General features: G+C 58.2%; 34 protein-coding genes and 2 pseudogenes. 23 read left to right on the top strand and 13 right to left on the bottom strand.

Translation table 11 applies throughout. The features are described 5' to 3' along the window. Positions 1-89: 89 nt before the first annotated feature. The 3 genes and pseudogenes from NKK50_RS28105 to NKK50_RS28100 form a co-directional block, all read right to left on the bottom strand. A complete protein-coding gene (locus tag NKK50_RS28105; protein WP_023670645.1) occupies positions 90-392 on the bottom strand; it encodes a DUF1330 domain-containing protein in 303 nt (100 codons plus the stop codon). Positions 393-683: 291 nt separating this feature from the next. Then, positions 684-827, bottom strand: coding sequence for an exopolysaccharide production repressor protein (locus NKK50_RS31430; RefSeq protein ID WP_502902375.1), 144 nt, complete (start codon positions 825-827; stop codon positions 684-686). A gap of 614 nt (positions 828-1,441) precedes the next feature. Further along, positions 1,442-1,979 (bottom strand): annotated as a pseudogene (locus NKK50_RS28100) (VOC family protein). Here NKK50_RS28100 and NKK50_RS28095 point away from each other — a divergent pair. The 4 genes from NKK50_RS28095 to NKK50_RS28080 are packed head-to-tail and all read left to right on the top strand — an operon-like array spanning position 1,890 to position 3,313. Next, on the top strand, positions 1,890-2,084 hold the full coding sequence (locus tag NKK50_RS28095) for a hypothetical protein (RefSeq protein ID WP_023694062.1): 195 nt from the start codon (positions 1,890-1,892) through the stop codon (positions 2,082-2,084). The pseudogene NKK50_RS28100 and the gene NKK50_RS28095 overlap by 90 nt on opposite strands. Positions 2,085-2,091: 7 nt before the next feature. Next, positions 2,092-2,718 (top strand): LysR family transcriptional regulator, encoded by a 627-nt coding sequence (locus NKK50_RS28090; RefSeq protein ID WP_023690457.1) that lies wholly within the window; start codon positions 2,092-2,094, stop codon positions 2,716-2,718. Then, a complete protein-coding gene (locus NKK50_RS28085; RefSeq protein ID WP_084013112.1) occupies positions 2,624-2,992 on the top strand; it encodes a LysR substrate-binding domain-containing protein in 369 nt (122 codons plus the stop codon). The genes NKK50_RS28090 and NKK50_RS28085 overlap by 95 nt, the downstream gene beginning before the upstream one ends. A 42-nt stretch (positions 2,993-3,034) precedes the next feature. Then, positions 3,035-3,313 (top strand): hypothetical protein, encoded by a 279-nt coding sequence (locus NKK50_RS28080; protein ID WP_023670652.1) that lies wholly within the window; start codon positions 3,035-3,037, stop codon positions 3,311-3,313. A 109-nt stretch (positions 3,314-3,422) separates the two neighbouring features. On the opposite strand, the gene NKK50_RS28075 is transcribed toward NKK50_RS28080, so the two are convergent. From NKK50_RS28075 to NKK50_RS28065, 3 genes are all read right to left on the bottom strand, one after another. After that, the gene (locus NKK50_RS28075) at positions 3,423-3,611 is read right to left on the bottom strand and encodes a hypothetical protein (protein WP_245261925.1); all 189 of its coding nucleotides are present in this window, start codon (positions 3,609-3,611) and stop codon (positions 3,423-3,425) included. Beyond that, positions 3,601-3,825, bottom strand: coding sequence for a hypothetical protein (locus NKK50_RS28070; RefSeq protein ID WP_023690459.1), 225 nt, complete (start codon positions 3,823-3,825; stop codon positions 3,601-3,603). The genes NKK50_RS28075 and NKK50_RS28070 overlap by 11 nt, the downstream gene beginning before the upstream one ends. A gap of 585 nt (positions 3,826-4,410) precedes the next feature. Then, entirely contained in the window at positions 4,411-5,046 is a 636-nt protein-coding gene (locus NKK50_RS28065; RefSeq protein WP_023670654.1) for a class I SAM-dependent methyltransferase, read from the bottom strand. A 414-nt stretch (positions 5,047-5,460) separates the two neighbouring features. On the opposite strand from NKK50_RS28065, the gene NKK50_RS28060 reads away from it, so the two are divergent. Then, a complete protein-coding gene (locus NKK50_RS28060; RefSeq protein WP_245265714.1) occupies positions 5,461-5,619 on the top strand; it encodes a hypothetical protein in 159 nt (52 codons plus the stop codon). A 132-nt stretch (positions 5,620-5,751) separates the two neighbouring features. After that, the gene (locus NKK50_RS28055; protein WP_023690461.1) at positions 5,752-5,964 is read left to right on the top strand and encodes a hypothetical protein; all 213 of its coding nucleotides are present in this window, start codon (positions 5,752-5,754) and stop codon (positions 5,962-5,964) included. A gap of 581 nt (positions 5,965-6,545) precedes the next feature. Here NKK50_RS28055 and NKK50_RS31425 read toward each other — a convergent pair. Next, complete coding sequence (locus NKK50_RS31425; protein WP_084013115.1) at positions 6,546-6,770, bottom strand: Y4oE-related protein; 225 nt, start codon at positions 6,768-6,770, stop codon at positions 6,546-6,548. On the opposite strand from NKK50_RS31425, the gene NKK50_RS28050 reads away from it, so the two are divergent. The 5 genes from NKK50_RS28050 (at position 6,681) to NKK50_RS28030 (ending at position 11,711) form a co-directional block, all read left to right on the top strand. Beyond that, positions 6,681-8,123, top strand: coding sequence for a pilus assembly protein TadG-related protein (locus NKK50_RS28050; protein ID WP_502902433.1), 1,443 nt, complete (start codon positions 6,681-6,683; stop codon positions 8,121-8,123). The two genes, NKK50_RS31425 and NKK50_RS28050, sit on opposite strands and share 90 nt — an antisense overlap. 4 nt (positions 8,124-8,127) lie before the next feature. Further along, positions 8,128-8,568 carry a TadE/TadG family type IV pilus assembly protein gene (locus NKK50_RS28045; RefSeq protein WP_031204579.1) on the top strand — a complete coding sequence of 147 codons (441 nt, stop codon included), beginning with the start codon at positions 8,128-8,130 and terminating at the stop codon, positions 8,566-8,568. Further along, complete coding sequence (locus NKK50_RS28040) at positions 8,558-8,968, top strand: TadE/TadG family type IV pilus assembly protein (RefSeq protein WP_023716265.1); 411 nt, start codon at positions 8,558-8,560, stop codon at positions 8,966-8,968. The genes NKK50_RS28045 and NKK50_RS28040 overlap by 11 nt, the downstream gene beginning before the upstream one ends. A 1,425-nt stretch (positions 8,969-10,393) precedes the next feature. After that, positions 10,394-10,639, top strand: a complete 246-nt coding sequence (locus NKK50_RS28035) for a hypothetical protein (RefSeq protein WP_023673947.1) — start codon at positions 10,394-10,396, stop codon at positions 10,637-10,639. Between the two features lie 703 nt (positions 10,640-11,342). Then, the gene (locus tag NKK50_RS28030; protein ID WP_245261975.1) at positions 11,343-11,711 is read left to right on the top strand and encodes a VanZ family protein; all 369 of its coding nucleotides are present in this window, start codon (positions 11,343-11,345) and stop codon (positions 11,709-11,711) included. A gap of 646 nt (positions 11,712-12,357) precedes the next feature. Here NKK50_RS28030 and NKK50_RS28025 read toward each other — a convergent pair. Next, on the bottom strand, positions 12,358-12,630 hold the full coding sequence (locus NKK50_RS28025; protein ID WP_023690703.1) for a hypothetical protein: 273 nt from the start codon (positions 12,628-12,630) through the stop codon (positions 12,358-12,360). A gap of 320 nt (positions 12,631-12,950) precedes the next feature. Between NKK50_RS28025 and NKK50_RS28020 the strand changes: the two genes are divergently transcribed. The 6 genes from NKK50_RS28020 to NKK50_RS27995 all read left to right on the top strand — a co-directional run bounded on the left by NKK50_RS28020 (position 12,951) and on the right by NKK50_RS27995 (position 18,517). Next, positions 12,951-13,121 carry a DUF1515 family protein gene (locus tag NKK50_RS28020; RefSeq protein ID WP_023673960.1) on the top strand — a complete coding sequence of 57 codons (171 nt, stop codon included), beginning with the start codon at positions 12,951-12,953 and terminating at the stop codon, positions 13,119-13,121. A 464-nt stretch (positions 13,122-13,585) separates the two neighbouring features. After that, positions 13,586-14,341 (top strand): Crp/Fnr family transcriptional regulator, encoded by a 756-nt coding sequence (locus tag NKK50_RS28015; RefSeq protein ID WP_023706251.1) that lies wholly within the window; start codon positions 13,586-13,588, stop codon positions 14,339-14,341. Positions 14,342-14,915: 574 nt separating this feature from the next. Continuing rightward, positions 14,916-15,146 (top strand): hypothetical protein, encoded by a 231-nt coding sequence (locus NKK50_RS28010; RefSeq protein ID WP_023690600.1) that lies wholly within the window; start codon positions 14,916-14,918, stop codon positions 15,144-15,146. Continuing rightward, a complete protein-coding gene (locus NKK50_RS28005) occupies positions 15,146-15,388 on the top strand; it encodes a DUF982 domain-containing protein (RefSeq protein WP_023669677.1) in 243 nt (80 codons plus the stop codon). The genes NKK50_RS28010 and NKK50_RS28005 overlap by 1 nt, the downstream gene beginning before the upstream one ends. Positions 15,389-16,528: 1,140 nt before the next feature. Further along, entirely contained in the window at positions 16,529-17,407 is an 879-nt protein-coding gene (locus NKK50_RS28000; protein WP_286456758.1) for a YihY/virulence factor BrkB family protein, read from the top strand. Between the two features lie 825 nt (positions 17,408-18,232). Then, positions 18,233-18,517 carry a hypothetical protein gene (locus tag NKK50_RS27995; protein WP_023673895.1) on the top strand — a complete coding sequence of 95 codons (285 nt, stop codon included), beginning with the start codon at positions 18,233-18,235 and terminating at the stop codon, positions 18,515-18,517. Positions 18,518-18,651: 134 nt separating this feature from the next. Here the strand turns inward: NKK50_RS27995 and NKK50_RS27990 are convergent, their stop codons facing one another. The 3 genes from NKK50_RS27990 to NKK50_RS27980 form a co-directional block, all read right to left on the bottom strand. Continuing rightward, positions 18,652-18,879, bottom strand: coding sequence for a KTSC domain-containing protein (locus NKK50_RS27990; RefSeq protein ID WP_023673160.1), 228 nt, complete (start codon positions 18,877-18,879; stop codon positions 18,652-18,654). Positions 18,880-18,920: 41 nt separating this feature from the next. After that, positions 18,921-19,115 (bottom strand): hypothetical protein, encoded by a 195-nt coding sequence (locus NKK50_RS27985; protein WP_023699326.1) that lies wholly within the window; start codon positions 19,113-19,115, stop codon positions 18,921-18,923. A gap of 193 nt (positions 19,116-19,308) precedes the next feature. Further along, positions 19,309-19,494 (bottom strand): DUF3606 domain-containing protein, encoded by a 186-nt coding sequence (locus tag NKK50_RS27980; protein WP_023815822.1) that lies wholly within the window; start codon positions 19,492-19,494, stop codon positions 19,309-19,311. A 126-nt stretch (positions 19,495-19,620) separates the two neighbouring features. Between NKK50_RS27980 and NKK50_RS27975 the strand changes: the two are divergent. From NKK50_RS27975 to NKK50_RS27965, 3 genes and pseudogenes are all read left to right on the top strand, one after another. Continuing rightward, positions 19,621-20,486 (top strand): annotated as a pseudogene (locus tag NKK50_RS27975) (ATP-dependent DNA ligase). Between the two features lie 275 nt (positions 20,487-20,761). Then, complete coding sequence (locus tag NKK50_RS27970) at positions 20,762-20,920, top strand: hypothetical protein (RefSeq protein ID WP_155929886.1); 159 nt, start codon at positions 20,762-20,764, stop codon at positions 20,918-20,920. Beyond that, the gene (locus NKK50_RS27965) at positions 20,917-21,222 is read left to right on the top strand and encodes a hypothetical protein (protein ID WP_023673877.1); all 306 of its coding nucleotides are present in this window, start codon (positions 20,917-20,919) and stop codon (positions 21,220-21,222) included. The genes NKK50_RS27970 and NKK50_RS27965 overlap by 4 nt, the downstream gene beginning before the upstream one ends. Before the next feature lie 146 nt (positions 21,223-21,368). Here the strand turns inward: NKK50_RS27965 and NKK50_RS27960 are convergent, their stop codons facing one another. Next, positions 21,369-22,367, bottom strand: coding sequence for a hypothetical protein (locus tag NKK50_RS27960; RefSeq protein WP_023690590.1), 999 nt, complete (start codon positions 22,365-22,367; stop codon positions 21,369-21,371). A 219-nt stretch (positions 22,368-22,586) separates the two neighbouring features. On the opposite strand from NKK50_RS27960, the gene NKK50_RS27955 reads away from it, so the two are divergent. Further along, positions 22,587-22,826 carry a hypothetical protein gene (locus tag NKK50_RS27955; RefSeq protein ID WP_023695015.1) on the top strand — a complete coding sequence of 80 codons (240 nt, stop codon included), beginning with the start codon at positions 22,587-22,589 and terminating at the stop codon, positions 22,824-22,826. A gap of 89 nt (positions 22,827-22,915) precedes the next feature. On the opposite strand, the gene NKK50_RS27950 is transcribed toward NKK50_RS27955, so the two are convergent. Beyond that, positions 22,916-23,128 carry a hypothetical protein gene (locus tag NKK50_RS27950; RefSeq protein WP_023695016.1) on the bottom strand — a complete coding sequence of 71 codons (213 nt, stop codon included), beginning with the start codon at positions 23,126-23,128 and terminating at the stop codon, positions 22,916-22,918. Positions 23,129-23,487: 359 nt separating this feature from the next. Here NKK50_RS27950 and NKK50_RS27945 point away from each other — a divergent pair, with 359 nt between their 5' ends. Next, complete coding sequence (locus NKK50_RS27945) at positions 23,488-24,228, top strand: SDR family NAD(P)-dependent oxidoreductase (protein WP_023673881.1); 741 nt, start codon at positions 23,488-23,490, stop codon at positions 24,226-24,228. Positions 24,229-24,368: 140 nt separating this feature from the next. Then, positions 24,369-24,539 (top strand): hypothetical protein, encoded by a 171-nt coding sequence (locus NKK50_RS27940; protein WP_245262835.1) that lies wholly within the window; start codon positions 24,369-24,371, stop codon positions 24,537-24,539. Positions 24,540-25,328 lie beyond the last annotated feature (789 nt).

Raw genomic sequence — 25,328 nt, 5'->3', positions numbered from 1 at the left:
TGGTCTTGCTGCTCCGGCATCTCGCCGTGAGGAAGAAATGACGCTGAGGATGCCCAACTGTCGTCGGGTCCGCTGGCCGCGCTTATGGGTCACGCGGCAGGCGTTGCAATCCCTTCTAAAGCGATGATCCTGGTGTTAGCGGAACGTTTGCGGATCTCGATCAGCCGGGCGTATTCCGGCGAATTATACCAGCCCATCAATGACGCCATGTCGGGGAATTCGACAATGACCAGTCGGTGTGGATCCCAATCACCTTCCAAAACCTTGGTGGCGCCACCGCGGCCCAGGTACCGCCCACCGTACCGCTCTTCGGTAGCGGGAACGTCCCGCCGATATTCCTCGAACAAGGCAGCGTCTTTTACGTCTACATCCGCTATCAGATAGGCAGCCATCTGTGTTTCCTCCTTAGACCCCGCTCGCCCTCCTCGGCTTCGGCGTCGTCGGTCCGCACCCTAACGACGATCTCCGTGGCGACATCCAGCGCCAGCGCGCTTTTCGATGATTGTTGGCGCTGCCACGGCTTTCCTTCTTTCGCATGGTTCGCAAAGATTAGCATGATCGCTGCTCTCGTGTCTGGCGGTCTCCCTCAAAGCGTCATCGAGCGCCCTTCAGATGAGACACCGCCGTCTCAACAGGTAGGCTCGGCAGTGTTCGGTTTTTCTTCGGTTCTTTTCATCCAAAACTTACTTGTAGAAAAGCGCGAATGAAAATAGGAAATATGCAACCTGAAAGATGATAAAAATCAGCAAGGTCCATGCAAGGGACTTCCAGAACGAATCGGTTGCTAGGTAAGTCCAGGTCGCTACCACGGTCGACGTGGCAAACATCCCAATCAGTAATCGCGGAAAAAACATCATGTTCAATGCCGCCCATAGCTGGACCGACCGGTCTCACGTCTACTCCCCAGAAGAACGTAAGGTTTCACTAAATTAGTAATTGCGCAAGCACCAATGGCCAGAACCAAACCTTCCGAACAGCTTTCCCGGGCTGAAATCGAGCGCTTCCTGGCGGCAGCCGAAGCGCTGCACAAGAGCATATTCGGGTCGCTGTGCGTACCACAGCGAGCATGCCAAGCTCTGTGAGGTCCATCGACCCCTTTTGAAGGCGATCGAGAACATCACCGGCCACAAGGCGCAGTTCATCCAAAGGAACGGGACAGGGCCGTCTCAGCCGCGCGGGAGCCGTCTGGCTAGCCGCCGGTCAAGTCCTATAAGCTCGGATGCGAAGCTTCGCTTCTCTTCCCGCAGGGTATTGCGACGCATTTTAAGCGCTTGAGTTTGCCGACGGTCTTCTCGAAGCGTACACTTTAATACCTGGGGTGGCGAAGCCCGCCAGCCGAGTGGTTGCCCTCCGCTCGCAGCCAACCGGCTCCGTGGCTCGGTGAATGGCTAGCACTGTCGCAGCAGTCCTCCGAACGCAGCCCGCCATGGCGGTGGCCGGCTTAGCAGTCTGATGCCCCCTCGCGGGCGAGATTGTCCACGTCGAGCGGATTGCTGACCAGTTTCAGCGCGCCGTCCGGGTTGCGCGGCCATTCCGCTTCCGGGCGATCCCAATAGAGTTCTACCCCGTTGCCGGGGATCGCGCACATAGATCGCCTCCGAGCCGCCATGGTCATTCGCGCCGGTGAGCGTCACCCCTGCTGCTCGCAGGCGGCGCAGCGCAGCCGCCAACGCCGCCCGTGTCGGATAGAGAAAGGCGACATGGTGTAGGCCCGTCGTGCCAATCGGGGGCGCGGCGCCGCCGCGGCTTTTCCAGTTAGTGAGCGCCAGATGATGGTGATATCCGCCCGCCGCGAGAAAGGCAGCCTCCTCGCTTAGCGACATGGTGACGCCGAACCCGAGGGCACCGCAATAAAAGGCTAGCGATCGCTCGATGTCGGCGACGTTGAGATGGACGTGACCGACCCGAACGCGCGGGTTGATGGCATATTTTTCGACGACGCTGGCGGCGTCATTGGGATTGATCGATTGATCGTTCATGGCCTCCGCTCCCCTGCTGGCGATTTCCACAAGCGAAATCATCGCGCAAATGCATTGCCCGGAAAATATGAGATGACTGGAATGAGCATCCCGTTTTCTGCATAATCCGGGAATGCGCATCGACGAGATATGTGTCTTCATCAACGTCCTCGAGGCAGGGAGCTTTGCCGGCGCGGCGCGCCGTCTCGGCATGCCTGCAACGACAGTGAGCGCCAAGGTCGCGGCCCTGGAGCGACGGCTCGGGCTCTCGTTGATCCAGCGCACGACCAGAAAGCTGCGCGCTACGCCCAAGGGCCAAGCCTATTTCGAGCGGTGTCGCATCGCGCTGCGAGAAATCGAGACCGTCGAAGCTGAGCTTCGCGCAGAGTCGGCGGGGATGGACGGACAGCTTCGGCTGACGGCGTCAGTGGATATCGCGCAGACGCTTCTACCGCCTGTTATTGCAGCGTTCCGTAAGGCTTATCCGGCGGTCGCCGTTGATCTCGTCGTCACCGACCGCGTTGCCGATCTCGTCGCCGACGGCATCGACCTCGCCGTGCGCGTCGGCCCGTTGCGCGATTCCAGCCTGATCTCACGCGCTTTCGTGACGGGTCCTTCAGGACACTTCCAAGGCCTACCTCGGCCGCCGGGGCACACCTGTCTCACTGGAGCAACTCGAACATCACGATCTAATCGCCCTCAGCAAGGCATGGGCGCGACCGCTGCCGATGCTGGCGGGCGACCGGAAGATCGGTGTTGACCTGACAGGGGGCCTCACCTGCGATGATCTGCTAACGGTGAGGGCGCTCGTGGCGATAGGATTGGGCATCAGCTTTCTTCCAGGCTATCTCGCCCATCAGCTCGATCTGGTGCGGGTACTCCCCGAACTGCGTTCACCGTTTACCGGCCTAGTCTTTGCTTATCCGGCACAGAAGTGGGCGCAACGACACCGGTCGCACCTGGTGCAGATGTTCGACAGCTCCGTGGTGCGCGGTCATGTCTCGGCGGTAGGGGCAAAAGGGCCTAGGCGATAAGATAGGTATTGCCCTGCGGAATCGGGTGGGATTCTAACTGCGATGACACACGAATTGCTTGCAGACGACGGTTGGGCCGAGACGATTGAGCTTCTCGGCGGCGAAGATTTGCTTACGCGGAGCGCCCGCGAGACGAAGGCGTTCCTGCGTCCGCAGGGCGTTCAATCGGCGCCCGATTTGTTGCGCCTGACGCGCGGCGGCTTCTCGACCAAAATCCATCTGAAGACACCTAACGCGTTCATTGGACAGCGACCCATTACTTGGCCCGCCGGCTCATGTTGGCGGGCTTTTTTGCGTCAGTCGGGAACAACCTCGCTCTGAGGCTGTTCGTTCACACCCGGCTCGTTCTTCAGCGATTCCTGCCGGTGACCAAGATGTCCTCTCCACTCGTCATGGTCGGCCCGCGCAGCCTCGGAAGCAGGCGCGGGCCTCATTCGCCGTCATTGCTGTGTGCTCGGTGCGCAACCGCTTCTTTGAATGCGCGTGCTGCTGCATCGCAAGCGACACGTGAGGAGCCGTTCACGGACAGGATGATTTCGGCTGCCTTCACGGTCAAACCGTGTTTTTCGGCGAACTCTGCGGCTGTGTATGCGAGTTTTGTTTTTTCGCTACTCCGCATTTCTGACTCCATAGATCTCTTGCGCCTCGTGCAAGCTCTGTCGGGCCTGTTGCAGTGATCGATGCAAGTTCGCCAGCAATTCGTCGGCGTCGGCCGTCGGACTGCCTTCGTGATCCAGTAAGCCGACGATAATATCCTGCTTGGAAACGATGCTCTCGTTGTGAACGAGTTGGCCCATAAAATATATGAGCCGGCTCTGTGCCGGTGTGGGCATGGGCCTTCTCCCTGGTCGGGCGAAAGCCTGATGATCGCTCCCAAGCGCCTCGTGCCTGTTTGTTTTTGATTTTTCGAGGCGACCGCAGCAGTGTGCGCTCGTCAGCAGGCCATGGCAACCGGCCAGGCAATTGCAGCATCCACGCTGCGCACGCCGCCCTGACCGCGCGTGCCGGCCCCTGGCGTCGCTCGGCCGCTACTTCAGTGTTTCCGGTTGACAATCGTGGTCGGCGCACCGCATTTTCGCATTGAGGGACAAACGTGGGGAACCCTGCATGAAGAAGCCTTATCAGAAGCCGGAACTAAAGAAGCGCGAGAAGCTCTCGGCCGTAACGGCTGTGTGCACGCCATCAACCTGCACCGATGAGTGAGAACCTTTAGGCCCAAGGCGCTTTGCCGAAATTCGCTAGAGAGGGACTGCAGTGAAGAAAGAATACAGCAAGCCAGTACTGACCAAACGTGGGCGTCTCAGCGCAGTGACGGCGCAATTGGCACCCAGTGTTGAACCCAGAGGAGCCTAGGCAAACCCCTGCAACAAAGCCAGTTGGCTTCGGCGGCGGGCTTTTCCGCTTCCAGGCGCCGAAACTTATCTTCGCGTGCCTGTCACAACGAGCCATGCGGTTTCCGTGCTCGGTCTCCGCACTTCAGGGTCGCTGAACCCTGCCTCTCGCAAGGCAGCAATGACCTCATCCGGCTCGCGAGGTGTAAAAATATCGGCCGGCATGTTCATCCGGTCCATATGTGCCTTCGGGAGGAAGCCAAGCACGACGCGACCGCCTGGTTTGAGGACGCGATGGAGCTCTGCGGATCCAGCTCTAAGGCTTTGCCAGAAGTACACTGTGTGGACGCTGAGAGCCTTGTCGAATGTGCTATCCGGCAAGGGCAAGTCCTCGACTAGCCCGGTTCGGAACTCGGCTCGTCCGACGCGCACTGCATCGGCGAACCGGTGGGAGGCAGCGTTCACGACATCCTGCGAGCGGTCAACACCGCAAACGAATGCTGCCTCACGGATAAGTTGCGGCAGTAAAACTGCGCCGCCGAAACCGACCTCCACGGCACGATCTACCGGGACCAGGTGCACTTGATCGAGAGCGTAGCCGTTGAGCCGGGCATTGCCCCGGTTCATTCCGGCCCGGACCAGCCAGCCGCCGGTTCGGTCGGCCAGGACAGTGGTTTCGCTATAAATCGTGGCGCCATCCGATCCCACCCATATTCGGGTCATCTAGCCACCATGCGCCTAGAAGCGGCCGCCCCGCAAACGCTGCTTCGATAGCGATGACCAGTTGGGTTGTGCTGCGCTCTTAGGCGTCGCATTCCAGCGGCTGGTGGTCCGGTTGCTCGTGCCACATCACCTGGCGGAAGTCGCGACGGTCTACCTTTTGCGCGCAAATGGGGCGCGCATAGAAATGCTCTTCCCAGTCAGGTCATGTGGCTTGCCGGGGATGGGCGGTCCGAGGTTGGCTATTCTGGCCGTGCCCGACCGAACCCGTCGTAGCGGCAAAACTTCTGCAAGGCGTGCCCGTTGTCCGATCGCCCGCTCGCATTTTTTGTACCATATATTCGCGGCTTCCATTAGCATCCCCTCATGGCAACTCTGCGGTACGGCGTAAGGCGGGAACCGGATGGGACGTGGACGGTGTTCGACGTGTTCACCGGGCTGCCGGCTATTGTAGCGGGCCACCCATCTGTCGACCTTCCCGACATGGAGTATGCCGAAGAGCTGGCGGCCATCCTGAATGCCAACGACCTGAAGCAGAGGCTATCTCAAGGGAGGTTCCCCGGAGGGTTCGCCTGACTGAAGTGGCATTAGCCCCCGTTGTATGCCCATCCAGGATGGTTCGTCCGATCCGAGCAAGCATTTGTTATTGATCTACCGACTACGACGGTCTTAAATCGACTTGCCATTGCGTTTCGTAGGGAGGATGTGATGAGCAACGTGGTGTCAATTCGCAAGGCCACGCCTCGCGTGGAAGTGGTCGGAGCCAGTGGCGAATGGGTCGTCCGCATCATAGAGACCGACCAGGAAATTACACGCTCATTCGGCCTGGAATCGTTTGCGCTGTCCTTCGCTGAAGGCCAGCGGATACGGCTACATCTCGACAAGGTTGTGCGGCTTCAGGACCCTCCTGCGGCTAGGTAACCTCAGTACCTGGACGGTGTTGGACGATTCCATGGCTGGTGAGATGCTTGCGGTGTGACGTCTCTCGTCCGCCGGACGCAAGGGCGGCGGGCACCTTTTGAATTGACAAGGCGCGGGCTGATTGACAACCTTTGGCTGTAAATGCGCTTTGCCTCAAATTTCCACTGGAGGGACTGCATGAAGAAAGAATACAGCAAGCCAGTACTGACCAAACGTGGGCGTCTGAGCGCAGTGACTGCGCAATTGGCACCCAGTGTTGAACCGCGATCCACATCCTAAGCAAACCACGGCCCTGCAACAAAAGCCCGCTGGCTTCGGTCGGCGGGTTTTGTTCTGACGCGTGGTAGGAACCGGCGATGAGGCTGTTCCTCGTCGCACTCGTTGTTTTGTCTTTGATGGCCGTCGGCTTCTGGCTGGCGGCCCAGTTGTTCCTGCCTCACTGATCGAGCTCCAGCGGCTCATGATCTGGTTGCTCGTGCCACATGACCTGGCGGAAGTCGCGCTTGTCGACCTGCTGGCCGCAGATCGGGCATGGGTGAAATCGATCGTGCCCGTCCTGCGGTTGGTGTGGCTTGCCGGGCTTAGGCGGTCCAAGGTCGGCTATTCTGGTCATGCTCGAACGAACACGATTTCGCGGCAAAAGTTCCTTCAGTTGCTCTTCTCAGTTGGTGAAAGACATCGCACCAAAAGCGATAGTCATCTGGTCGACCGTCGAAATGAGCCTCCAAAGCGCACTGCGCCACGGCGGTCGCCGCTTCCAACCCGTAGAGATCGACCGCAGATTGAGCGGCCTGATCTCGGTACATGCGAGGCGAGGAGGAATTGCAGCGCACCTATTTCGTCTGGCAGGTCGGACTTCATCGAATCGGAATGGGTTTTTTACACATGCGTTTATCTATTCATGGTTTCTAATACATATGGCATCCAACGCGTTCACCCGGATCTGGTTTGCTTTGAGCCGCCTAAGGCGCGCCACGAACGGTAACGTTGCCGTCATCGTTGCCTTCACCTTGCCGGTCGTGGTTGGCGGCGCCGGCCTCGGTGTGGAGACATCCTTCTGGTATTACAGCAGCCTTAAGCTGCAGGCCGTTGCCGATGCCGCGGCCTATGCCGGTGCGCTCGAGAAAGTCGCGGGTTCCGATAACCCGACCATCATCGCCGCCGCCACGCAGTCCGCGACCTCGAACAATTTTGCCACGCCGGGCACGATCCAGGTCAACACGCCGCCATTGTCCGGCCCGAACACCGCGAAGAAGGCGGTGGAGGTCATCGTCAAGCAGAACCTAGATCGCTACTTCACGGCGATTTTCAACCAGGCGCCCGTTGCCGAACAGGCAAGGGCGGTGGCGCTGATCAATGACGCCTCCAAGGCTTGCGTGCTGGCGCTCAGTCAGTCGGCCTCCCAGGCTGCGCTCTTTTCCGGCAACACCACCGTCAACCTCACCGGCTGTTCGGTCATGTCGGACTCGATTGCCTCGGACGCCATAAAGACGCAGGGCTCGGCGGTGCTCAAGGCCGACTGCCTGATCACGGTCGGCGGCATGGTGCTGAACAATCCGGCGACCACGGTCTGCAAGTCCAACATCACCCAGGCCTTGCCGGCAGCCGATCCTTTCTCCAGCCTGGCGGCGCCGACGGCCGGGAACCCGTGCAAGTCTGTCAACGGCAACAAGACGTCGCAAACACTCCAGCCTGGCACCTACTGTAGCGGCATGAGCCTCAGCGGCAACGTCACCCTGCAGCCCGGCGTCTACGTCGTGCAGGGCGGTATGAAGGTCAACGCCAACGCGGTCGTCGCGGGCAGCGGGGTAACCATCTTCATGGCAGGCAGCAACACTGTCAGCATGAACGGCAACGCCAAGGTGACGCTGAGCGCGCCTACCTCCGGAGCCTATTCCGGCGTGCTGTTCTACGGCGACAGGACCGGGACTGCGGCACAGAGCACCTTCAATGGCACAGCGGACTCGCTTTTGACCGGCGCCATCTATTTTCCCAGGCAGCAGGTCAACTATCTTGGCAACTTCTCGGGGAACGGTGGCTGCACTCAGGTCGTCGCCGACACCATCCAGTGGTCAGGCAGTACGACGATCAAGCAGAACTGCACCAGTCTAGGGATGGAAGACATTCCGGCGACGCAGTCCGTTCAGCTCGTCGAGTAGCCGGATGGGTGGGCGGACCTTGCGCATTGTCCGGGACAAATCCGGGATAGCTGCCGTGGAGTTTTCCATGTTGCTGCCGGTCCTGTGCCTCGTTTGCCTCGGCATCGCCGACGGCTGGTCCTACGTGACGAGTTACCTGCAGATGCGCGCGGGCGTTAAAACCGCGGCCAATCTCGTAATGGCCGGCGCGTCCAATGACACGGGAACGCAGGCGGTCGCGCTTTCGAGCTGGAACGACAAGCCCGAGGACGCCGCCGTCGTGCTGATCCGCTCCTATTTGTGCGGCGCCACGGTCGTGGATGAGACCACCATCTGCGGCGGAACAAAGCTGCCGACTGTCTTCGTCCAGATAACGGCCACGGGCACCTGGGTGCCCCCGTTCAACTTCGGTGTTTTCCCGGACCCGCGCGCGATCAGCCATCAGGAGGTGATCCGTGTCCGCTGAAAGGATCGGATCCAGGTGGCGCCGTGACTGCTCCGGCGCAGCCGGGCTGGAATTCGCCTTGATCGCGCCTTTCCTGGTGATGCTTTTGTTCGGAATCTTCGCCTTCGGCTGGGCCATGAATGCCGTGTCGACCGTCCGCTATACACTGGAAACCTCTTCTCGGGCGCTGCAGCTGAACAACACGCTTTCGCAGAGCGACATCCAGGCCATCGCCACGCAGAAATTGGTGAACCTGGGTCTGCAGAACGTCATTGTGACGATCGCGATCGACCCTGCCAGCGGCGGCTTCAAGATGGCGCATCTGACCGCGAGCTATGCCTTCGTCATCGCTTTCCCGTATTTCGACCAGTATCCGATAAATTACGCCACGACCGTCACGGTGCCTCTGGTTGCTAGCTAGGCGTACGACCGGCTTTCGTTGAGTTGGCGGCCCTGTATTCAGCTTCCCAAGGCAATGCGTCGAAGTCGGGCTTGTGCCCCGCTTCACGGTAGGCGGCCTGAGTGAGGAAACCTGCTTTGTCCCGCTCCACAACGCAAACAAATGGCGGAGTGCCCGGGCACCTATAAACGCCTACAGCTTTTTCCATGCAACAGGTGTGCTACGGGTGCTCGGAGATGTCGTCCTTCATTACGATGACAGAACAAGAGCGAGGACAGCAGCGGCCCGGCATCACTGAAAGGGTGCGGGTTGGTAAAATTCGTACAACTCTTTTCATTGCGGAGAGAGTTTCGGCGAGCTTATTAATGTGTCGTTTGCCATTGCCTTTTCTGGGAGGCTGCGATGGTTGCAACGCCCATAGATATCGCTCGAGCGGCCACTACGGCCACCTTGCTGATGCGCCAGAAGTCCATGGCGGAACCCGCCACATTTCGCCGGGACATGGATCAATCGCGCAGGGCCATCCGAGCCTCACGCGAGCTTCTGAAGCGCCTTGGTCAACGTCGTCGCGACGTGGCGCTAGGCTGGGAAGATGCCGACCCGTCTACTGTTGCCGTCTCCGCCTTTCAAGCCGACGTTCTCCGATGTGCATTCTGAGCCCTAGTAGGGGAAACGGGTACGCCTGAGTGTCAATGGCGCGATTTAGCCAAGGCCCTGGTGCGCGATTTCACTGGGTGCGAGCTGATCGAAACTGGCTTGGTGGATTGGATCGTCAGCAAGTAGCCGCTGCCCGCCAGCGGCCCAGCAGCGGTCTGCGGGGACTTTGCAGCGGACGCGCTGGGCCTGACCGGTGGGGCGGTGTGGTATCCGCCGGCTGGCGAACATATGCGCCTCCTGCCAACGCCAGCGAAACATCCAAACGAACGAGGCGATCTAACCGCGATCTCGCCATCCAAGGCCAACACATAGGCCGATAGCAAAGGCCTATAATCGCTGAGAGAACGAAAATGGCCGACGCCATGGTTGGGGAACCCGGGTGGGTAGGCGCCGGCCACAAGCGGAACAAGCCCGCCGCGCCACACACATGGCTGATTTGTCATCACGTGGTTATGGTGTTCGCGCAGGGCTGCACCAGCGGAACTTAGTAAACGCCGCTTGGTAAGCGATCCTCGACGCGATCGTTCATCGCCACGACGACTTGGGAAACTTGACGGCTGCAGCCTTCTGCCATGTCAAGCTCAAGTCGTTAACAGCGGCCGCCCGGTCATGAGCAGGCATGCGCCCATCCTAGCATATCGCGCTGCCGGTTTCGCAAGGCGCAGCAGCAAGGGGAGGCGACCAGAGCCGATGTGAAGGGGACTAGTCAAGCTAATATTCGCTTGCGCTAATTTAAATGTGCCGTAACGTCATGCTCAGCATTTTTGGGGAGGAGCAACGGTGGGGAGTATGATGAGAGTAGCTGTGTTTTGCGCGGCGATCGTGATCGCTGGGACTGGTGTCGCTATAGCCAAGGAGAAGAAGGTGGTGGTGAGTGACGCCACGGACCTTTGCTCTACGAAGCACTCTGCCAAGAAGCAGGTGCTCGAACTGGACTGCAGGCCGACCGGAACCGCCAAATTGCCGGCCGATGGAACGCCGGAAAAGCCGCGCCTCGGATACGACACCGATCCGTGGCTGGTTAAAGGCCTTTAGAGACTAGCCGCTGGCAATACAGCGCAGCTAAGGGGAATGTGCGCTGGCGGTGAAGCCTTCTTTGTTCTCTCATCGGTGGAACATTGTCGCCTGGAAACGCTTCGGACGGTGCACTGCCCCATCAGTGCAACGTTCCCTTCCTTGTTTGCACTGGCCGGCTGCCGAAAGGTGGCCGGCTTTTTTGTATATAACCGCGACCTGATGTTTGGGATTGTTGATGGACAGCCGCGAGTGGCCGCTGCTGGCCTAGCGTCTAGGATTGGAATATGTAGAGGCGAGATCACCAAGGCAGGGATGACCAGACTAAACAGCGGTTTCGTCTTTTAGCCGCGACGCCGGCGATAATTGAATTCAGAAGGGCGTCGGCCCGGCTGCACAGCTGGGCCAAGGCTGGAAAGAGTTCCGCTCCCGCCCAGCACGATACGCATCGCACCTGGGCGCAAGCGGTACCAATGGCTCGCCTATTCCGCCGCGCCTTTTCGGCAGGAAACCCTCGGCCTCATCACAATGGAGGGCGACATTCGCAGCGCCCTATGGAACCATCCAGAGTGACATAGGCTGTTTCATGGAACTTCCTGATGACATCAGGAGGCCTGTTAAGCATGCCAGTTGTTCGCGCTCGTAGCTCAGATGCAGGTTGGAGCTCTGCCTAGTGCGCCAGTATCGGAAGCGAGAACTAGGAACCGGGAGTGCTGCGGATAGATTGCCGCAGTCGAGCTTTTATCAGAGCATGGCAAGGGCTGCCTTTCTCTCCACGTTGGCGGTCGTCCTGTTGCTCGCGCTATTGCCAGACCACTTGCTGCACGCGTTGGCCTTTACGTCTCATCACGACAAGCTCAACCACGCCGCCGCGTTCGCCACCTTGTCGGCTTTGGGTAGCCTCGGCTGGCCCCAACAGGTGGTCCGGCTGGCGGTTCTACTTGCTTTTACGGGCGCAGCGATCGAAATCCTTCAAAGCGTCACAGGGCGTGACATGAGTGTCTTCGACTGGTTTGCCGACTGCGCCGGAATGGCATACGGGCTGAGAACCATGAGCTGGGTGAACGAGATTCTGGGCGAACCGGTTATTTGATCGCCACAGCTCCGCCTTACCGCCGCCGTCTTGGCCCACTTGCCAGCCTCACGCCCGCGGCCGCCTTCGAACCCTCGCTATTTTTAATTTCCGACGCAAAGGCCGATGGGTTTCAGGGCCGCTCACCATTTAGACTTAGGTCCGATTCTTTCCCGCAAATGGCCGAATCCGGAAACATTTCTCCTTCTACTTTGTTGCAGTGGCCGTGCCGCTGAGGAGAACATGCACAGTGCCTCTATCAAATGAACTGCGCGACGTACCTTTAGAATTCCAATGCCCCTCCTGTTCACGCCCTATGGTGAGAAGGGGATCCTGGCTGAAAACGATTGCCGGTTTCAAATGCGATAGTTGCAGGTCCAGAGTGCGGATCGGCTACGAAGAGAAGCTGGCCATATTCGACCGGCACCTTAAGCGAGGCGCGCCGGATCTGGGCCGACGACCAATGGAGTGCGATCCCGGCAACGGTTCCTGAGAGTGTGTCGGCAATTCAAGCTCCAACTGCTTGCGGTCTGCCGCAAGTCCAAGCTTTCATCTGGTCGCAGGGTCAGGCGGCTCTTTCGTCCGCACGGAACCGATGATGGCGAGAGGTTTCGATGCGTCGGAGCACCGAGCAGGTCTACACGTTTTTCGTAGCGACCACCAATCTCTAGCTGACCACTTCAACGCTTTGACGAGGTGCGAGCAACTTGATTTTCAATAGTCTTTTTCGGGCCAACATGCGCGCCGCCTCTGCGATGCGGCCTCCGTAAGCATCGGCGACGAATGATAGCGTCGACAGGTCAATAATGAGGTCGTCGATCGCGCCCGCCAAGACACTGGACCCGCGCCCAAATTGATGCACCAGCGCCCGCACTTCCTTAAGTGCCGTCGAGGCTTCACCCGCATCCAGCAGCGCCTCGATGTCATCGAAAATCTGCATCCCGACCCTCCCGCTTGAAAACGATGGCAATTTCGCGCGAAAAGAAAGCGCCTGCCAAGGTGCTCGCGCACGAAGGCGGCTATTCAGACAACAAGAAAGCCCTGGTGGACCCACGATGAAGGGCGTCCATGGAGGGCGTTCAGCGAGACGCAACCGAGATCCGGCGCGACATTAAACGACAGCGATGCTTGAGCCGCGCTCTCTTACGAGCAATCCGAGCAGCGCCCAGCCGCCAGCCGATCGAAGATGTACGCCAAGACCGACAAGCTGGTGCAGCGTTTTGCCAAGGCTGAAGACGCGGTGAATCGCTCAGCGAAGACATGACCGGGGTGAAGGCGGCCACTGCCGAGGTGACCCGGTGGAAGTTGATGGGCCTCGGCGCATTCGGCTCACTGCATCGCAGCGGCGGCGCTCGCGTCGCTAGTTACGCCCTATTGGTCCTATCTGGCGCGTGCTGCGTGGCGGATCACGAGTTCTATCCGTGCTGCTAAGTCAGCAGAATTCCACACCACCTCCGGATAGGCCGTCTAGATCCGGTAACCGCACATTCTTGAGCACATTGTACGATTGTTACGCAAAGCAGCGGCCGCATCGACTCTCATCATCTTGGAACTACATTGCCACAATGGCACAGCTCTTTGAATCCGCCCCAGTGAGCGCTTCATTTCAGATGATCGTGGACCACTATGAGACAGCGGTTTCACTCCAGGAGCGCATTGTGACTCGCGCTCGACAAGTCGGCTTGTCAACGAAAAGCGATGACGAATTCCTGGAGTATCTGAATGCCGTCTTAGCGCGGGCGCGCCAAAGCTTGGCTCGCGCTGATCAACGCAGTTGTTAATAAATGGGACATCCGCGGCCCGCAGGCATACAGTGTGCTATCGACGGCAACTCTAAGGGCGTCCGTCGGCTGTGAGCGATCAACATGCTTCCGCCCCAATAGGGAGAGGGAGCTATGACAGACTCCAGTTCACGAACTCACACTGCCGCGCAATGCGACACCCGCCAAAATTCCATCTATCGCAATTCGCTGCTGCTTCGAATGTGCTCGGCAGATTTGGCCTTGCTGCAACCTCATTTGGAAAGCGTCTCCCTTGGACTGAAGACGCATCTCGAAGTGGCGGGGTCTCCAATCAGAACCGTGTACTTCTTCGAGAGCGGTCTCGGGTCAGTGGTGGGCGAACTGCGGCCTGGTATTGAAGCTGAGATCGGAATCATAGGTTGTGAGGGTATGACCGGCTCAGCGCTTATCATGGGCGATGACCGGTCAACGCACGATTGTTACGTCCAATTAGAGGCCCGAGCCTTTGTTATCGACGCGGGCCTCTTCACCAAGGCGCTTTTGACAAGCCCAACCCTGCGAAGTTTTCTGCTCCGCTACGTTCACTACTTTCACCTCCAGGCAAGCTTCACCGCGCTCAGCAATGCCCGGATGAACATCGTCGACAGGCTCTCAAGATGGCTGGTGATGTGCGATGATCGCGTCGACGGGAACAGCTTTGCGATTACGCACGAGTTCTTGTCAGTTATGCTCGGTGTCAGGCGGCCCGGCGTCACCATAGCGCTGCAAACCTTGGAGGGCCAAGGTCTGATACGCTCAATGCGAGGAGAGGTAGTCATTCTTGACCGAGCGCGTCTGATTGCGCTGGCTGATGGGTCATATGGCAGGGCTGAAGCCGAATACGCTCGGCTAGTCGGCAAACTGCATTGACCCCAGACGCCGCGCCCGTGGCACTATCCTGAGTGCCCCTGCAACGGAGCCCGCCGGCTGAGCCACGGTGTTTTTGCGTCAGGCGGGAACATTCCCGCTCTGAGGCTGTTTGGCCACAGCTGGCTCGTTCTTCAGCGGTCCGTGCCGGTGACCAAGATGTCCTCTCCACTCGTCATGGTCGGCCCGCGCAGCCTCCGAAGCAGGCGCGGGCCATCCCTGCAGCGTCGCCAGACGTCAGCGGGCTTTTTATCATTCGCCGTTTATCATGGAAGATTTGCAAGTTCGCGCCTGCGACGTTGCGCCATTGGATCAACACGTCCATGGGACGATCATCAGGCCTCCGCTCGAAAAGCCGGGTATAGAACTCCTCCGCTTTGTCCATCCTTGGCGAGCACGGCGTAAATTCCTTGGATTTGCATTCAAAAATTGATTCCACCCATAATGAACAAAGGGCGGGTCCCGTTCCAAAATGGGGTGTTTGCGGCAACCTGCTTTGTACGTTTCCGGCTCTTGCCTTTTTCGGAAAGTGACCCACAGAATAGCTGGTGAGGTTCTATCTCTCTGGGAGGATGGGATGGACGTTCAAGCACCTGTTCGGCCTGTGCAGCAAACGGCCAAGGAGCTGGTCCGCGAGGTCCTGTTGGGTTCTCAACCGGGCAATATAATTTCCCTGAAGGCGACCATTGCAGCGGTGCGCGAGCGCGGCCATGATCTTCGTGAGACTGACTGCCAGTTGGTCGGAATGATCGTCAATTCAGCCTCCGTTTGGGGACTGTTCATCGCCTTTGACGTTCGAGAGGCTTGATGCCCCACCGCTGGTTCAACCCTCCGGTTTATGTGAAGACTGAGCGCCCGGGGCTTCGCCTTGGTGTCAACCGAGTTGATGCCGCCGCGGAGGAGCTTCTAAAGTGGTCCAATCGTGGCCCCAAGTGGCGGCTGGCGGCTGAGGCTTGCCTATCTGCGATGGATGGCAAAATGCCGGGTAACGACTTCCGGCTGCTGTTCGAAGCCGCAGCCGATGAAGAGGAGATGCTACTGCCGGATTAACAACGCTATACGGACGGGACCATGCGCGTCTGTTCGCGTTGGCGGTCGGCGAATTAACTTGAATAATCTGACGCAAACGGCTGTGGCCATTGCTCTGTTTTGACCTTTTGTGTTACCTATTGTGCTTCGTTCCCGAGCTTCCTTTTCGATCCCTTGAAGAATACCGGAAAGAACGGGTTCGCGATGTCCGACACCAGAACAATAAGCGAATCGGAACGACCCCGGCGAAAATCAATTGCTTGTCGATTGAACTGAAATCCGATCGACCTTACAGCCTCGTTCACGCGGGTTCGGGTATCCTCCCTCACGTCGCCTGTACGCTCGAATTTCTGCTTTTGGGATCCGCTGGGGCCAGCTCAAAGACCGACGAGGCGCTTAGCCGACTGGCGGCTCATCACGAGAGCGGTCCGGCAGCTTTAGGAGTAGTAGATTTGCAATATGGGTGCCAACTATTCGTCCCAATTGGGACAGGCTGCGGCCGGCAAGCTGCGCCTAGGTCTCACAAAAGGCTCAGGCGTTGGCATCGGAAAAGAGGCGGCTGCTAATTCTGAATGACCGATATGAGGCGCATGCGGTCCGGCAGTATATGGAACGAGAGCAGAAGGTCTGCTTCTGGTGCAAACCAGCGGAAAGGTGCCATTCCGCTGGTGGCGCGATCTTGGCCGCAACGACGTTGGTTGCCGCTGCCTGAAAGCAGACACGGTGGTACCGCGTTGGCAGCTTTGGCGCCTCAAAGCGATATTGAGGCTCAGGACGGTTTTAATCTCACCTCGACCAATCAGCTTGGAAAAGCGGCGATAGTCCGGATGCTCGTACCGCCAGCGGCCGGCGGAGATCGCAGGATGCACGCCAGCTTCCTGCGCCGCCTCCAACACCTCCTCCGTGCTGTTGTCCTTGTCGGTGCAAACGAGCCAGCCTCCGCTTCTATGGTTTCCGAACGAACTAAAATGATCTTGAGAAAACCATTATCAAATGCGCGTCCCGAAATGGGGGCGAAGGCGATGCGAGCGCATCGGAGCGGAAGTTCTATGCCGGCGACCCTCCGCGGAAGTCGGTGCGAAACTCCTGCCACAGCCCGCAACCGGAACATCACATGTGCTGGTGCATTGCTAGTGAACGCCAATTCGACTGGGGCGCAAAATGCATCGCGCGATCACAAATGCATGGGCAATGGTGCGAGAAGCCGTCGTTGGGTTCGTCAACGACAATGCTCTCAGCCATGGCGCAGCAATCGCTTTTTATGCCACAACATCGTTGGCGCCAATTCTGCTCATCGTGGTTGCAATTGCGGGTCTCGCATTCGGTCACGAGGCAGCGCAAGCGGCATTGTCCGCCCAAATCACAGGGATGATGGGTACAGAAAGCGCAAATATCCTGCAAACCGCACTGAAGAGCGCATCCGAAAAGCCATCCGGCGGCACTTGGCCGGCGGTGATTGGCATCATCACCTTGCTTGTGAGCGCTTCCGGGGTCTTCGGCGAAATACAGCAGTCTTTGAACATGATATGGAAGGTCGAAGCGCAGGGAAGTTCGTTGTCGCGCCTGGTGCGCGCACGTGCGGTAAGTCTGGGACTGGTCACCGCACTTGGCTTCATGTTGCTCGTCTCTCTAGTCGCGAGCGCGGCGATTTCGGCCCTAGGCAACCTCATCAACGCACAGTTGCCGTTCGGGACACTTGTCCTGGGCGTTATCAACGCGGTCGTTTCTTTTGTCCTCCTCGCAGCTATTTTCGCTGCCATCTTCAAGATCTTGCCTGATCGAACCCTGGAATGGCGGGATGTCTGGATTGGCGCTGTTGTGACTGCTGCCCTGTTCACGCTCGGGAAATCGCTTATCGGTTGGTATATAGGCTCCAGCGCGGTCGCGGCCTCATATGGGGCCGCCGGTGGGCTGCTCGTCATCCTGTTGTGGGCTTACTACTCGGCGGAAATTTTTCTTTTTGGTGCGGAAATCACTCGCGCCTATTCCATTCGACACGGCAGCAGGTCCGATCAGGAAGCTGTGCTTCACAATGGTTGACCTGCAAGAGATGCCACTATCGCCGGCTGATCCCCGGTCCTGATCGCGTACTCTGATCAGGTCTAGGCTCGCCGGGATCGAGGTGGTTGGGGTCTTCGCCCGGCGAGCTGTCCACCTGCACGGAAAGTACTGGCCGTGGGTTTGCCCATCAGCCGTGACTTATGCAATATCGGTGCGGTTAAGCCCACAAGCATGCCCAACTGCACCGGCCATTCCCTACGGCTGCGTATGGTCTTCGCGCTCGGCAATTTTTTCCAAGAGCTTCCGTGAAGCCTCTAGGACACGGCGCGTCTCTTGGATGGTCGATTGTAGGGATTCAAGTTCTCTCTCCGCCCATCGCTGGCTACGGCGGGCGCCTTCGACGAACTGGTGGTCAGATTCCCATTTGTCTTTCATGCCTCTCAACGAGCGAGCCGGGGAACTCGTTCTAGTATACTCAAGGCCGATTGCCCGCTGGCTCACGCTGGCGGGCTTTTTTGCGTCAGTCGGGAACATCCTCACCCTGAGGCTGTTCGGTCACACCCGGCTCGTTCTTAAGCGGTCCTGCCGGTGACCAAGATCGCCCCTCACTCATCATGGTCGGCCCGCGCTCGGAAGCAAGCGCGGGCCATCCCTGAACAAGTCCGGGGCAACCGGCCAGGCAATTGCAGCATCGATGGTGGCCGCCGGCCGCCTTGACCGAACTTGCGGGCCAATTCCTCCTAGGTTGACGACGAAATATCGGTAGCAATTTCTACAATTTTCAATTTGGCTGGAAACCCTTTCTACCCGCAAGCGTTGAATTAGCACGGCTGCATTCAAGCAGTTGCATTCGGAGGAATTTTGATGAATTCGAAAATGCTCATTCTCGGCGCGACATTTGCCCTTATGACCGGATCGGCCTTTGCCGGCAGTTCCACTGGCACGTCTGCGCTCGACGATCCTGCAAAAATGTCTCCTTTCTTCACGGACAGCAGCATGAAGACCATGAAGTCTGAGGCCGAAGCGAAAACCGCTTGGTCGGCTATGTCTCAGGAGGATAAGGACGCTGTGATGAAGGACTGCGCTGACGCAGATATTGCGAAGGCCCATGAGAACTTCTGCAAAGCTGCGATGATGATGGGCAAATAGGCCCAGCACCTAGCTTAATATAATACGCGCCCGCTGGCCCGGCCGGCGGGCGTTTTCGTTTGCCCTCGGAACCTGGTCAATTCGCACAGTTGCTCCCCTGCGATGGCGCGGGCCGCCTCGAATCTGAAATTCTGTCAATCGCCCGACGCGGCTGCTGCCCTCCCTGCCGCGAGCCGGAATGCATAACGATTGCGGATGTGGCTGTTAAAATAGACGCCCTTGGCAAAGGCAGCTTTGAACGCGGCAACGGCCTCAGCAGGTACGTCCAAAAACTCGTAATGCTTCCCGCTCGCTACAAACCAAACCGAGAGAACCCTGGTGTTCGGGTCATAGTCGAACTTGCGTATCGAAGTCGACGGCATGGTATGCCATCCAAACTCAGCTAGCCGAGTTGGATCGCCAGCTACAGGCTGAAACTGTATTCGAATATGTGGCCGCGCTTTTCGTCGGCAACCCTGATCCAGATGGGCTCGGTGGTGCGCAGAGTGATGTCGCGCTCTGTCGCTTCCCGCGCCGCCCTGATCGGCGTTGTCGCGTTGACGATGTGGGTAGCCGTCACGGTATCGCCGTCCATTTCCTCAACGTGGTATTTCGGCACTTTTGTTCCTAGGCGTCTAGTTCGATAGGCTGATCGTGATCCGGATCGGAATGATAAGCGACCTGGCGAAAATCGCGCATGTCGATCTGTTGGCCGCAAACAGGGCAAGGCATGAAATGATCGAGCTCGCTCGCGGGCGGGCCTTCATGTCGGTGCCCAATTATTGGTCTGCCGAGATCCGATAGCCTGGTCATTATTTCCGCAGAGCCTTCGCTTCTCGCTCCAGCGTTTCGCGTTGGTTGCCGTGCTTCGCGATCAGCTCTTTCACCTGCTGGGGTGTGATGCCGGTCTTTGTTGCGAAATACTCGACTTCATAATCCTCATCGGCCGAGACCCGGTCCCGATCGCGGAAGTCCCGCTTGCTCTTGTCGTCGGCCATATCGATTCCTCCTTCGCTCATCCCGCAACGCCGAGTTGACGAGTTTGTTGCACCCAAGAGGCTGATTTCCAGTTTCGGAACTATTTTAGCTTAATCTTATTGAATCGCCGGAGGGCGGATCAGTGCATGCGTTTGAAGTTCATCGAGCCGTTGATGCCGACCCTTGTGGAGAACCCTCCCGAGGGTGAAGGCTGGACCCACGAGGTCAAGTTCGACGGCTACCGATCGCAGATGATCATCGATGAAGACGGCACACGCATTTATACGCGCAACGGCCACGACTGGACGGCGAAATATCGCGACCTGGTGAGAGAGGCCAAGCGCCTTGGTGCCGAAAGCGCCATTGTCGACGGCGAGATAGTCGTTCTGAACGACAAGGGCCTTTCGGACTTCGCAGCGCTGCGCAAAGCCATTACCCGCCGGCAGCACGACTTGTATTTTGTTGCCTTTGATCTGCTTCATCTTAACGGCCACGATCTGCGCGATATGGCGCTAGAGGAGCGGCGCGAGATCCTGGCCGGCATGATCGAGCCCGGCGGGCGTATTCAGTTCAGCGAGCCCTTGCCGGGGGAAGCCAAGGCCATCTTTCACTTGCTCGACAAGGCCGGACTTGAAGGCATGGTGTCGAAGCGGAAGGACAGCAAATACCGAAGCGGTCCGTCGACCAACTGGCTGAAGGCCAAGTGCTATGCGATTGACGAGTTCGATCTGCTCGGCGTCGAGCGTGAAGCGGGCAAGCCGGCTTTCGCTCTGATGGCTGAGCGCGGCACCGGGCGCTATGTCGGCAGCGCATTCGTCACCTTGAACCGGGAAATGCGCGAGAGGCTATGGAAACGCGTCCAGGAGCACCCAGGCACGGCGCCCAAGGGCGTCATGAAGCGGCCTGCGACGCAATGGGTCAAGCCGGGCTGATCGGCCGCGTGAAGCACTTGCGTGTGGAGGATGACCTGCGGCATGCATCGCTGCAGGACTTCCGCGAGGAGAACAAATAGCAGCTCCACAACTGGCCATCGCTTTTGCGAGAGGCGCGCATCCCAACGCCGCAAAGGCCGAGCTGAACGCGATACCGCAGGAACTCGCCTCACGCTGATCAACGGTTAACACGGCTAAGGACGCCTAACACTGTCATTGCAAAGAATAGGAAAGGAGTTTTTAGACATTCATTCATCTATCCGTGCTTTCTAATGAGCTATGTCTTTCAGCACCTTCACCCGGATATTGGAGGATGTCGTGGATGATAATTGATGCCGCCAGCGGAGGTTTCCGCATGGCACATCTTACCGCCGACTACGCCTATCTGATCGCGTTCCCGTTTTTCGATCAATACCCAATCAATCACTCAACGACTGTCACCGTCCCGCTGGTTGCGAGCAAAATCCCGCCGGCCTTGGTTTGGAAAAGGGGCCATCCTGGATGCGAATTATGACAAAGATTTTTGAGATCCTGGTGGGAAGCATGGCGATTGGAGCCGTTCTCGCAAATCTTTGCATGCCGGCGAACGCCGCAGTTGGCGACGACGGAACCACTGCCCCCACTGGCACGAGCGGTGCCACTGTCGGAACCGAGTCCCCCGACCATCCGACCAATACGGATCTGCCTCGCATTGTCGACGCTATGTCGAGCGCCGAAATCACTCGGTTCAAGAAGCGCTGCATCGACGTGATCGAGAGCCGGGGCGTTTATGATCGTGACCTGCGCCAGCTCTGCCTGCTGATCTGGCGCCACTAACCAAACCGTTCGCAAGTGCCGGAGCTGTCGACATGACACTCTCCAGTTCCGACAGTAGAGGCCCGCCCACCGAAAGGTTGGCGGGCTTTTAGCTAGCGGCCCTTACCCTACGGTTGGGTAAGTGTTTCCGCCCGATTATCCGCGCCCTAAAAGCGCATCCCCTCGATGCCATCTTCACGCACTTCCCAATCATCCCCACCGTCTAAGTCCGAATGCTTGGCCCTGAAGGTTTCAAGATAGTCGACTATCTGAGGGTCGTTCGGGTCGAACGCTTGCCAATGTGGATCATCATCGACGTTGGCCAGATCGAGAAACTCGGTGATGTCCACCCCGCCATTGAGGGCGGCGACGCCAGAGTTCAAGCCGATGTATCTCAGGTTGAAGTCAAAGCGAAAATCGGGTGACCGGAAGAACTTGGCCCTGTCGCAGTCCGGGAAAGGCCGGGCTCGGAAGTGGTCCATCAAGCGCTGCTTTTCAGCGATGCCTTCAGTAACTGAAATCATGTATGTTTCCGGCCGTGACAGACTTTCGTTGATCCGGCCGGCCGGCTTCCTCATGGCGCCCCAGAGGTGAGGCAAGCCAATTGCAGAGAAGAAATCCTGACCGATCGATTCGCCGGGCCAAAATTTAGGGTTGTATGGTCGAACGACAACACGATCAGGTCCGAGCGCCTCAACAAACGGTCGCAGGATTTCGTAGAAATCAAGTTGATATTCCGCGACTTCGATGGGGCCCGTCAGGTAGTCTTTGACGCATTGCGCATACACGCTCTCAAGCAAGTGATCGAAGCGCCGCAAATAGAACACCACCTTCACCTCGGCGCCAATATCCAACAGACCCTGAAAAAAAGATGGATGAGTGCTGGCTCGCGAAAATTCCTCGCCTGACATCAGCAACGTCTCGCAATCGGAATCGAGTGCGAAGAACGCGCCAACGTTCTGCTCAAACGATTTGCTGTCGTCGTAACCGATTGCGGCTATGCTGTGCTGCGGCCCGAACGCTTCATTGGCCGGGTCGTGGGGGTCGGGGTAATGGATCGAGTTCCCCGCCAACAGATCCCGATTGGAGGCCAGGCTCGCCTGAAGATAAGAGCTTCCAGTCTTGTGAATTCCGCAATGCAAAATAAACTTCTTATAGCGCCTCAATGGCCGCCACTCCCGTTCACTCCTGATTGTTTATCAGGCGCCACTGCGTGCGCTCGGGACCATACCATGGACCGCAGTTGGTGGCATTACCCCGAATGCATACGGCAGGGCAGATGACGGACGCTAGTCCGCGGCGACATTGCGCCGGTGCTTCCAATCGAACGAAACGCCGGCCGGGGCCAGGCGGTAAGTGCTCTCGCCGGAGGTGGATCAGACAGTATGAGCGGCATTGATCTGATCTCCAATCTCGCAGCGACCATGGCTCCGGTCATGGAGCAGATGGGCGTTATCGCAGCTTCAGAACTCGGTCCCGAAACGCTGCAAGATCGAATTCGCGCCGAGGCTTATGCAAGCGGAAGCGTGGTGGTCGGCCGATATGAGGTGGGCTGCGTGGTCACGACGAATGTAGGCACCACGGTCATGCGCCCGCGCTCCCCTCGTCCAGCCCGCTCGAGCTGAAATTGACTGCTCAACGATGGAGGCGGAGAAGGCGCACTAGAGCGGTCCGACCGCTACAGCGATAGCGCCATCAAGACAGCGCTGCTACGTCAGAGCAGCAGGTGAATTGTCACAAGCTCGATGATCAGCAAAACGGCGCACACCGTGCCCGCAAGGGCATAGCCTCTCCAATAGGCACGGATATCCTGATCGGTTTGGAATGCTTCTAGCCAGAGCCCGTCGGGGAAGACGCCAAGGCAAATTGGGATAGGCATCGCGGCTGGCACGATTGTATCAGGTGCTAAAGCATCTCTGCCCAACATGCAGGCGGCTCTCTGACCGCGAAGAACGCATATTAGCCTGCGCTAACTAATGGCGAAAGCCCTTCATCGAAATATCGCCGGCCTGTCCTGATTGTCTCTTTGGTTCTTTCAAACTGGGCAATGGCGTGTCGCCGCAGGAGAGCGGGACAAAGAACAACATCGTCTAGCCCCCTTGACCTGCCAAGAGGCATCTGAACAGGAAAAGGTGACGAAAAGCGCCAGGCGGCGCCGCAAGGCGAAGCTGTGTACGATCTGGAGCTCGCTACCGATCAGGTCATAGCTGGCTCCGGCGCCCCCCAGACCATCTGGCCGCTGGCGAAAATATGCGATCCTGCTAAACTTATCCCGTGTGAACACACATGAATGGGGGCTTTGTGCCGGTATCATATGACCTCATTGGCAAGACAGCCGTCGTAACCGGCGGAGCAAAGAGTATCGGCAAGGCAATCGTAGAGCGCCTTGTAGCGTCGGGTGCTTCAGTGCACGTGTGGGATCGAGATCAGATCGAACTGAAGGGTGTGGTGTCTACGAAGGTCGATATTACCAGCCGCGATCAGGTAACCCATGCGATCAACATGATCGTCGATCGTGGCCTGCGTATAGACGTTCTGGTTAACAACGCCGGTTATCTAGGAACCCTTCACCCGTTTGACCAACACGAACCTGCAGACTGGCGAAGCATCATCGAAACCAATCTGATCGGCACGATGCAAGTGACGCAGTTGGTTTTGCCCCACATGCGAAAATGGGGTGTTGGCCGCATTGTCAATATGGGCTCTTTGGCGGGCAAGGAAGGACTTGCCAACCTTGCCGCCTATTCAGCCTCCAGCGCAGGTATCGTAGTCTTCACAAAGGCGCTTGGGCGTGAGGTTGCCAATACAAACATACGCGTGAACTGCGTCGCTCCTGGGCCAATCGATACTGACATGATCCGAAACCTCGGGGTCGCAGCTGTCGAGACAATGATCGCCGATAGTCCAATGAACCGGCTCGGCCGGGTCGAAGAAGTTGCCCACATGGTGGCCTGGCTGTGCTCGGACGCCAGCAACTTCAATACCGGCGCGGTATTCGACATGTCGGGTGGGCGGGCGCGTTACTAAGCGCCGACTGTCTCGGTGCTTTCAGGTGGCCCGGCGTCACCGTGGACCAAATACTCCCACCCCTAAACGGCGACCTATGTGATCCCCTCATGGCAACTCTGCGGTACGAGGTAAGGCGGGAACCGGATGGGACGTGGACGGTGTTCGACGTGTTCACCGGGCAGCCGGCTATTATGGTGGGCCACCCTTCTGTCGACCTTCCCGACATGGAGTATGCTGAAGAGCTGGCAGCCATCCTGAATGCCAACAACCTGAAGCATAGGCTATATCACGGGAGGTCCCCGAAGGTTCGCCTGACCGAGGTGGCATGACAAGTTAGCCATTCAACCAGCCTTCGTACTGCCCATCCAGGATGGCTCGTCCGATTCCGAGCAAGCATTAGTTATTGAACTACCGACTACGACGGTCTTAAATCGACTTCCCATTGCGTTTCGTAGGGAGGATGTGATGGGCAAGGTGGTGCCAATTCGCAGGGCCACGCCTTGCGTGGAAGTAGTCGGAGCCAGTGGCGAATGGGTAGGGTCGTCCGCATCATAGAGACCGACCAGGAAATTACACGCTCATTCGGCCTGAATCGTTTGCGCTGTCCTTCGCAGAAAGCCAGCGGATACGCCTGCATCTCGACAAAAAGCTCTGGGTGAACGGTGCTAAATCCCCGAGCCGTCCAGTTGCTGGCTGTCTTGCCTCCCCAGGGCGCCGGCATGGAGGCTCGGTTTCGGCAGTAACGTCGAGACGATGCGCTCGACGAGCCTGAAGGTCGATCGTGAAAAATCGGACGCTCAAAGCTCCTGCCTCGGGCCGCGTTCTCGCCGCTCAATGATCGTCGAACTGCCTGCGTAGGTGATCAGGTGAAACCAGACCTATTCCTCGCCCGTCACGCCTCTCTTTCAGCCGTGCGACGACTACATGCTGGCCGCTTTCTGAGGATTTTCACCGCGAAGCTGACGGTCCGCTTGCGGCCCCATCTCAGTCATACCGATCACAGGCAGGGCGTGAAGCGCGCGTCGCATTGCGAGTAGGGAAGGTAGTGTGCTGAGAGTTCTGCAATTCGCTGAGAGAGGGCGGTCATGGCAGGCTGGTGATGTTCAACGTCACCGATT

The organism is Mesorhizobium sp. M0001, from assembly GCF_040324255.1.
Lineage (GTDB): Bacteria > Pseudomonadota > Alphaproteobacteria > Rhizobiales > Rhizobiaceae > Mesorhizobium.
The sequence above is the reverse complement of the archived record's forward strand: the minus strand, read 5'-3'. Positions and strand labels throughout refer to the sequence as shown.

Coding starts and splice junctions, on each gene's coding strand:
- NKK50_RS27945 (WP_023673881.1), top strand. CDS start 23,488: ATGAATGGGGGCTTTGTGCCGGTATCATATGACCTCATTGGCAAGACA.
- NKK50_RS28020 (WP_023673960.1), top strand. CDS start 12,951: ATGACCGGGGTGAAGGCGGCCACTGCCGAGGTGACCCGGTGGAAGTTG.
- NKK50_RS28035 (WP_023673947.1), top strand. CDS start 10,394: ATGATGAGAGTAGCTGTGTTTTGCGCGGCGATCGTGATCGCTGGGACT.
- NKK50_RS28065 (WP_023670654.1), bottom strand. CDS start 5,046: ATGACCCGAATATGGGTGGGATCGGATGGCGCCACGATTTATAGCGAA.
- NKK50_RS27950 (WP_023695016.1), bottom strand. CDS start 23,128: ATGTTGGGCAGAGATGCTTTAGCACCTGATACAATCGTGCCAGCCGCG.
- NKK50_RS27995 (WP_023673895.1), top strand. CDS start 18,233: ATGAATTCGAAAATGCTCATTCTCGGCGCGACATTTGCCCTTATGACC.
- NKK50_RS28015 (WP_023706251.1), top strand. CDS start 13,586: ATGACAGACTCCAGTTCACGAACTCACACTGCCGCGCAATGCGACACC.
- NKK50_RS28090 (WP_023690457.1), top strand. CDS start 2,092: ATGCGCATCGACGAGATATGTGTCTTCATCAACGTCCTCGAGGCAGGG.
- NKK50_RS27970 (WP_155929886.1), top strand. CDS start 20,762: ATGGCACATCTTACCGCCGACTACGCCTATCTGATCGCGTTCCCGTTT.
- NKK50_RS27990 (WP_023673160.1), bottom strand. CDS start 18,879: ATGCCGTCGACTTCGATACGCAAGTTCGACTATGACCCGAACACCAGG.
- NKK50_RS28070 (WP_023690459.1), bottom strand. CDS start 3,825: ATGCCCACACCGGCACAGAGCCGGCTCATATATTTTATGGGCCAACTC.
- NKK50_RS28005 (WP_023669677.1), top strand. CDS start 15,146: ATGCCCCACCGCTGGTTCAACCCTCCGGTTTATGTGAAGACTGAGCGC.
- NKK50_RS28095 (WP_023694062.1), top strand. CDS start 1,890: ATGGACGTGACCGACCCGAACGCGCGGGTTGATGGCATATTTTTCGAC.
- NKK50_RS28075 (WP_245261925.1), bottom strand. CDS start 3,611: ATGCGGAGTAGCGAAAAAACAAAACTCGCATACACAGCCGCAGAGTTC.
- NKK50_RS27955 (WP_023695015.1), top strand. CDS start 22,587: ATGAGCGGCATTGATCTGATCTCCAATCTCGCAGCGACCATGGCTCCG.
- NKK50_RS27980 (WP_023815822.1), bottom strand. CDS start 19,494: ATGGCCGACGACAAGAGCAAGCGGGACTTCCGCGATCGGGACCGGGTC.
- NKK50_RS28025 (WP_023690703.1), bottom strand. CDS start 12,630: ATGCAGATTTTCGATGACATCGAGGCGCTGCTGGATGCGGGTGAAGCC.
- NKK50_RS28055 (WP_023690461.1), top strand. CDS start 5,752: ATGAGCAACGTGGTGTCAATTCGCAAGGCCACGCCTCGCGTGGAAGTG.
- NKK50_RS28080 (WP_023670652.1), top strand. CDS start 3,035: ATGACACACGAATTGCTTGCAGACGACGGTTGGGCCGAGACGATTGAG.
- NKK50_RS28000 (WP_286456758.1), top strand. CDS start 16,529: ATGCATCGCGCGATCACAAATGCATGGGCAATGGTGCGAGAAGCCGTC.
- NKK50_RS31425 (WP_084013115.1), bottom strand. CDS start 6,770: ATGTACCGAGATCAGGCCGCTCAATCTGCGGTCGATCTCTACGGGTTG.
- NKK50_RS28050 (WP_502902433.1), top strand. CDS start 6,681: ATGAGCCTCCAAAGCGCACTGCGCCACGGCGGTCGCCGCTTCCAACCC.
- NKK50_RS28010 (WP_023690600.1), top strand. CDS start 14,916: ATGGACGTTCAAGCACCTGTTCGGCCTGTGCAGCAAACGGCCAAGGAG.
- NKK50_RS31430 (WP_502902375.1), bottom strand. CDS start 827: ATGTTTGCCACGTCGACCGTGGTAGCGACCTGGACTTACCTAGCAACC.
- NKK50_RS28045 (WP_031204579.1), top strand. CDS start 8,128: ATGGGTGGGCGGACCTTGCGCATTGTCCGGGACAAATCCGGGATAGCT.
- NKK50_RS27965 (WP_023673877.1), top strand. CDS start 20,917: ATGACAAAGATTTTTGAGATCCTGGTGGGAAGCATGGCGATTGGAGCC.
- NKK50_RS28105 (WP_023670645.1), bottom strand. CDS start 392: ATGGCTGCCTATCTGATAGCGGATGTAGACGTAAAAGACGCTGCCTTG.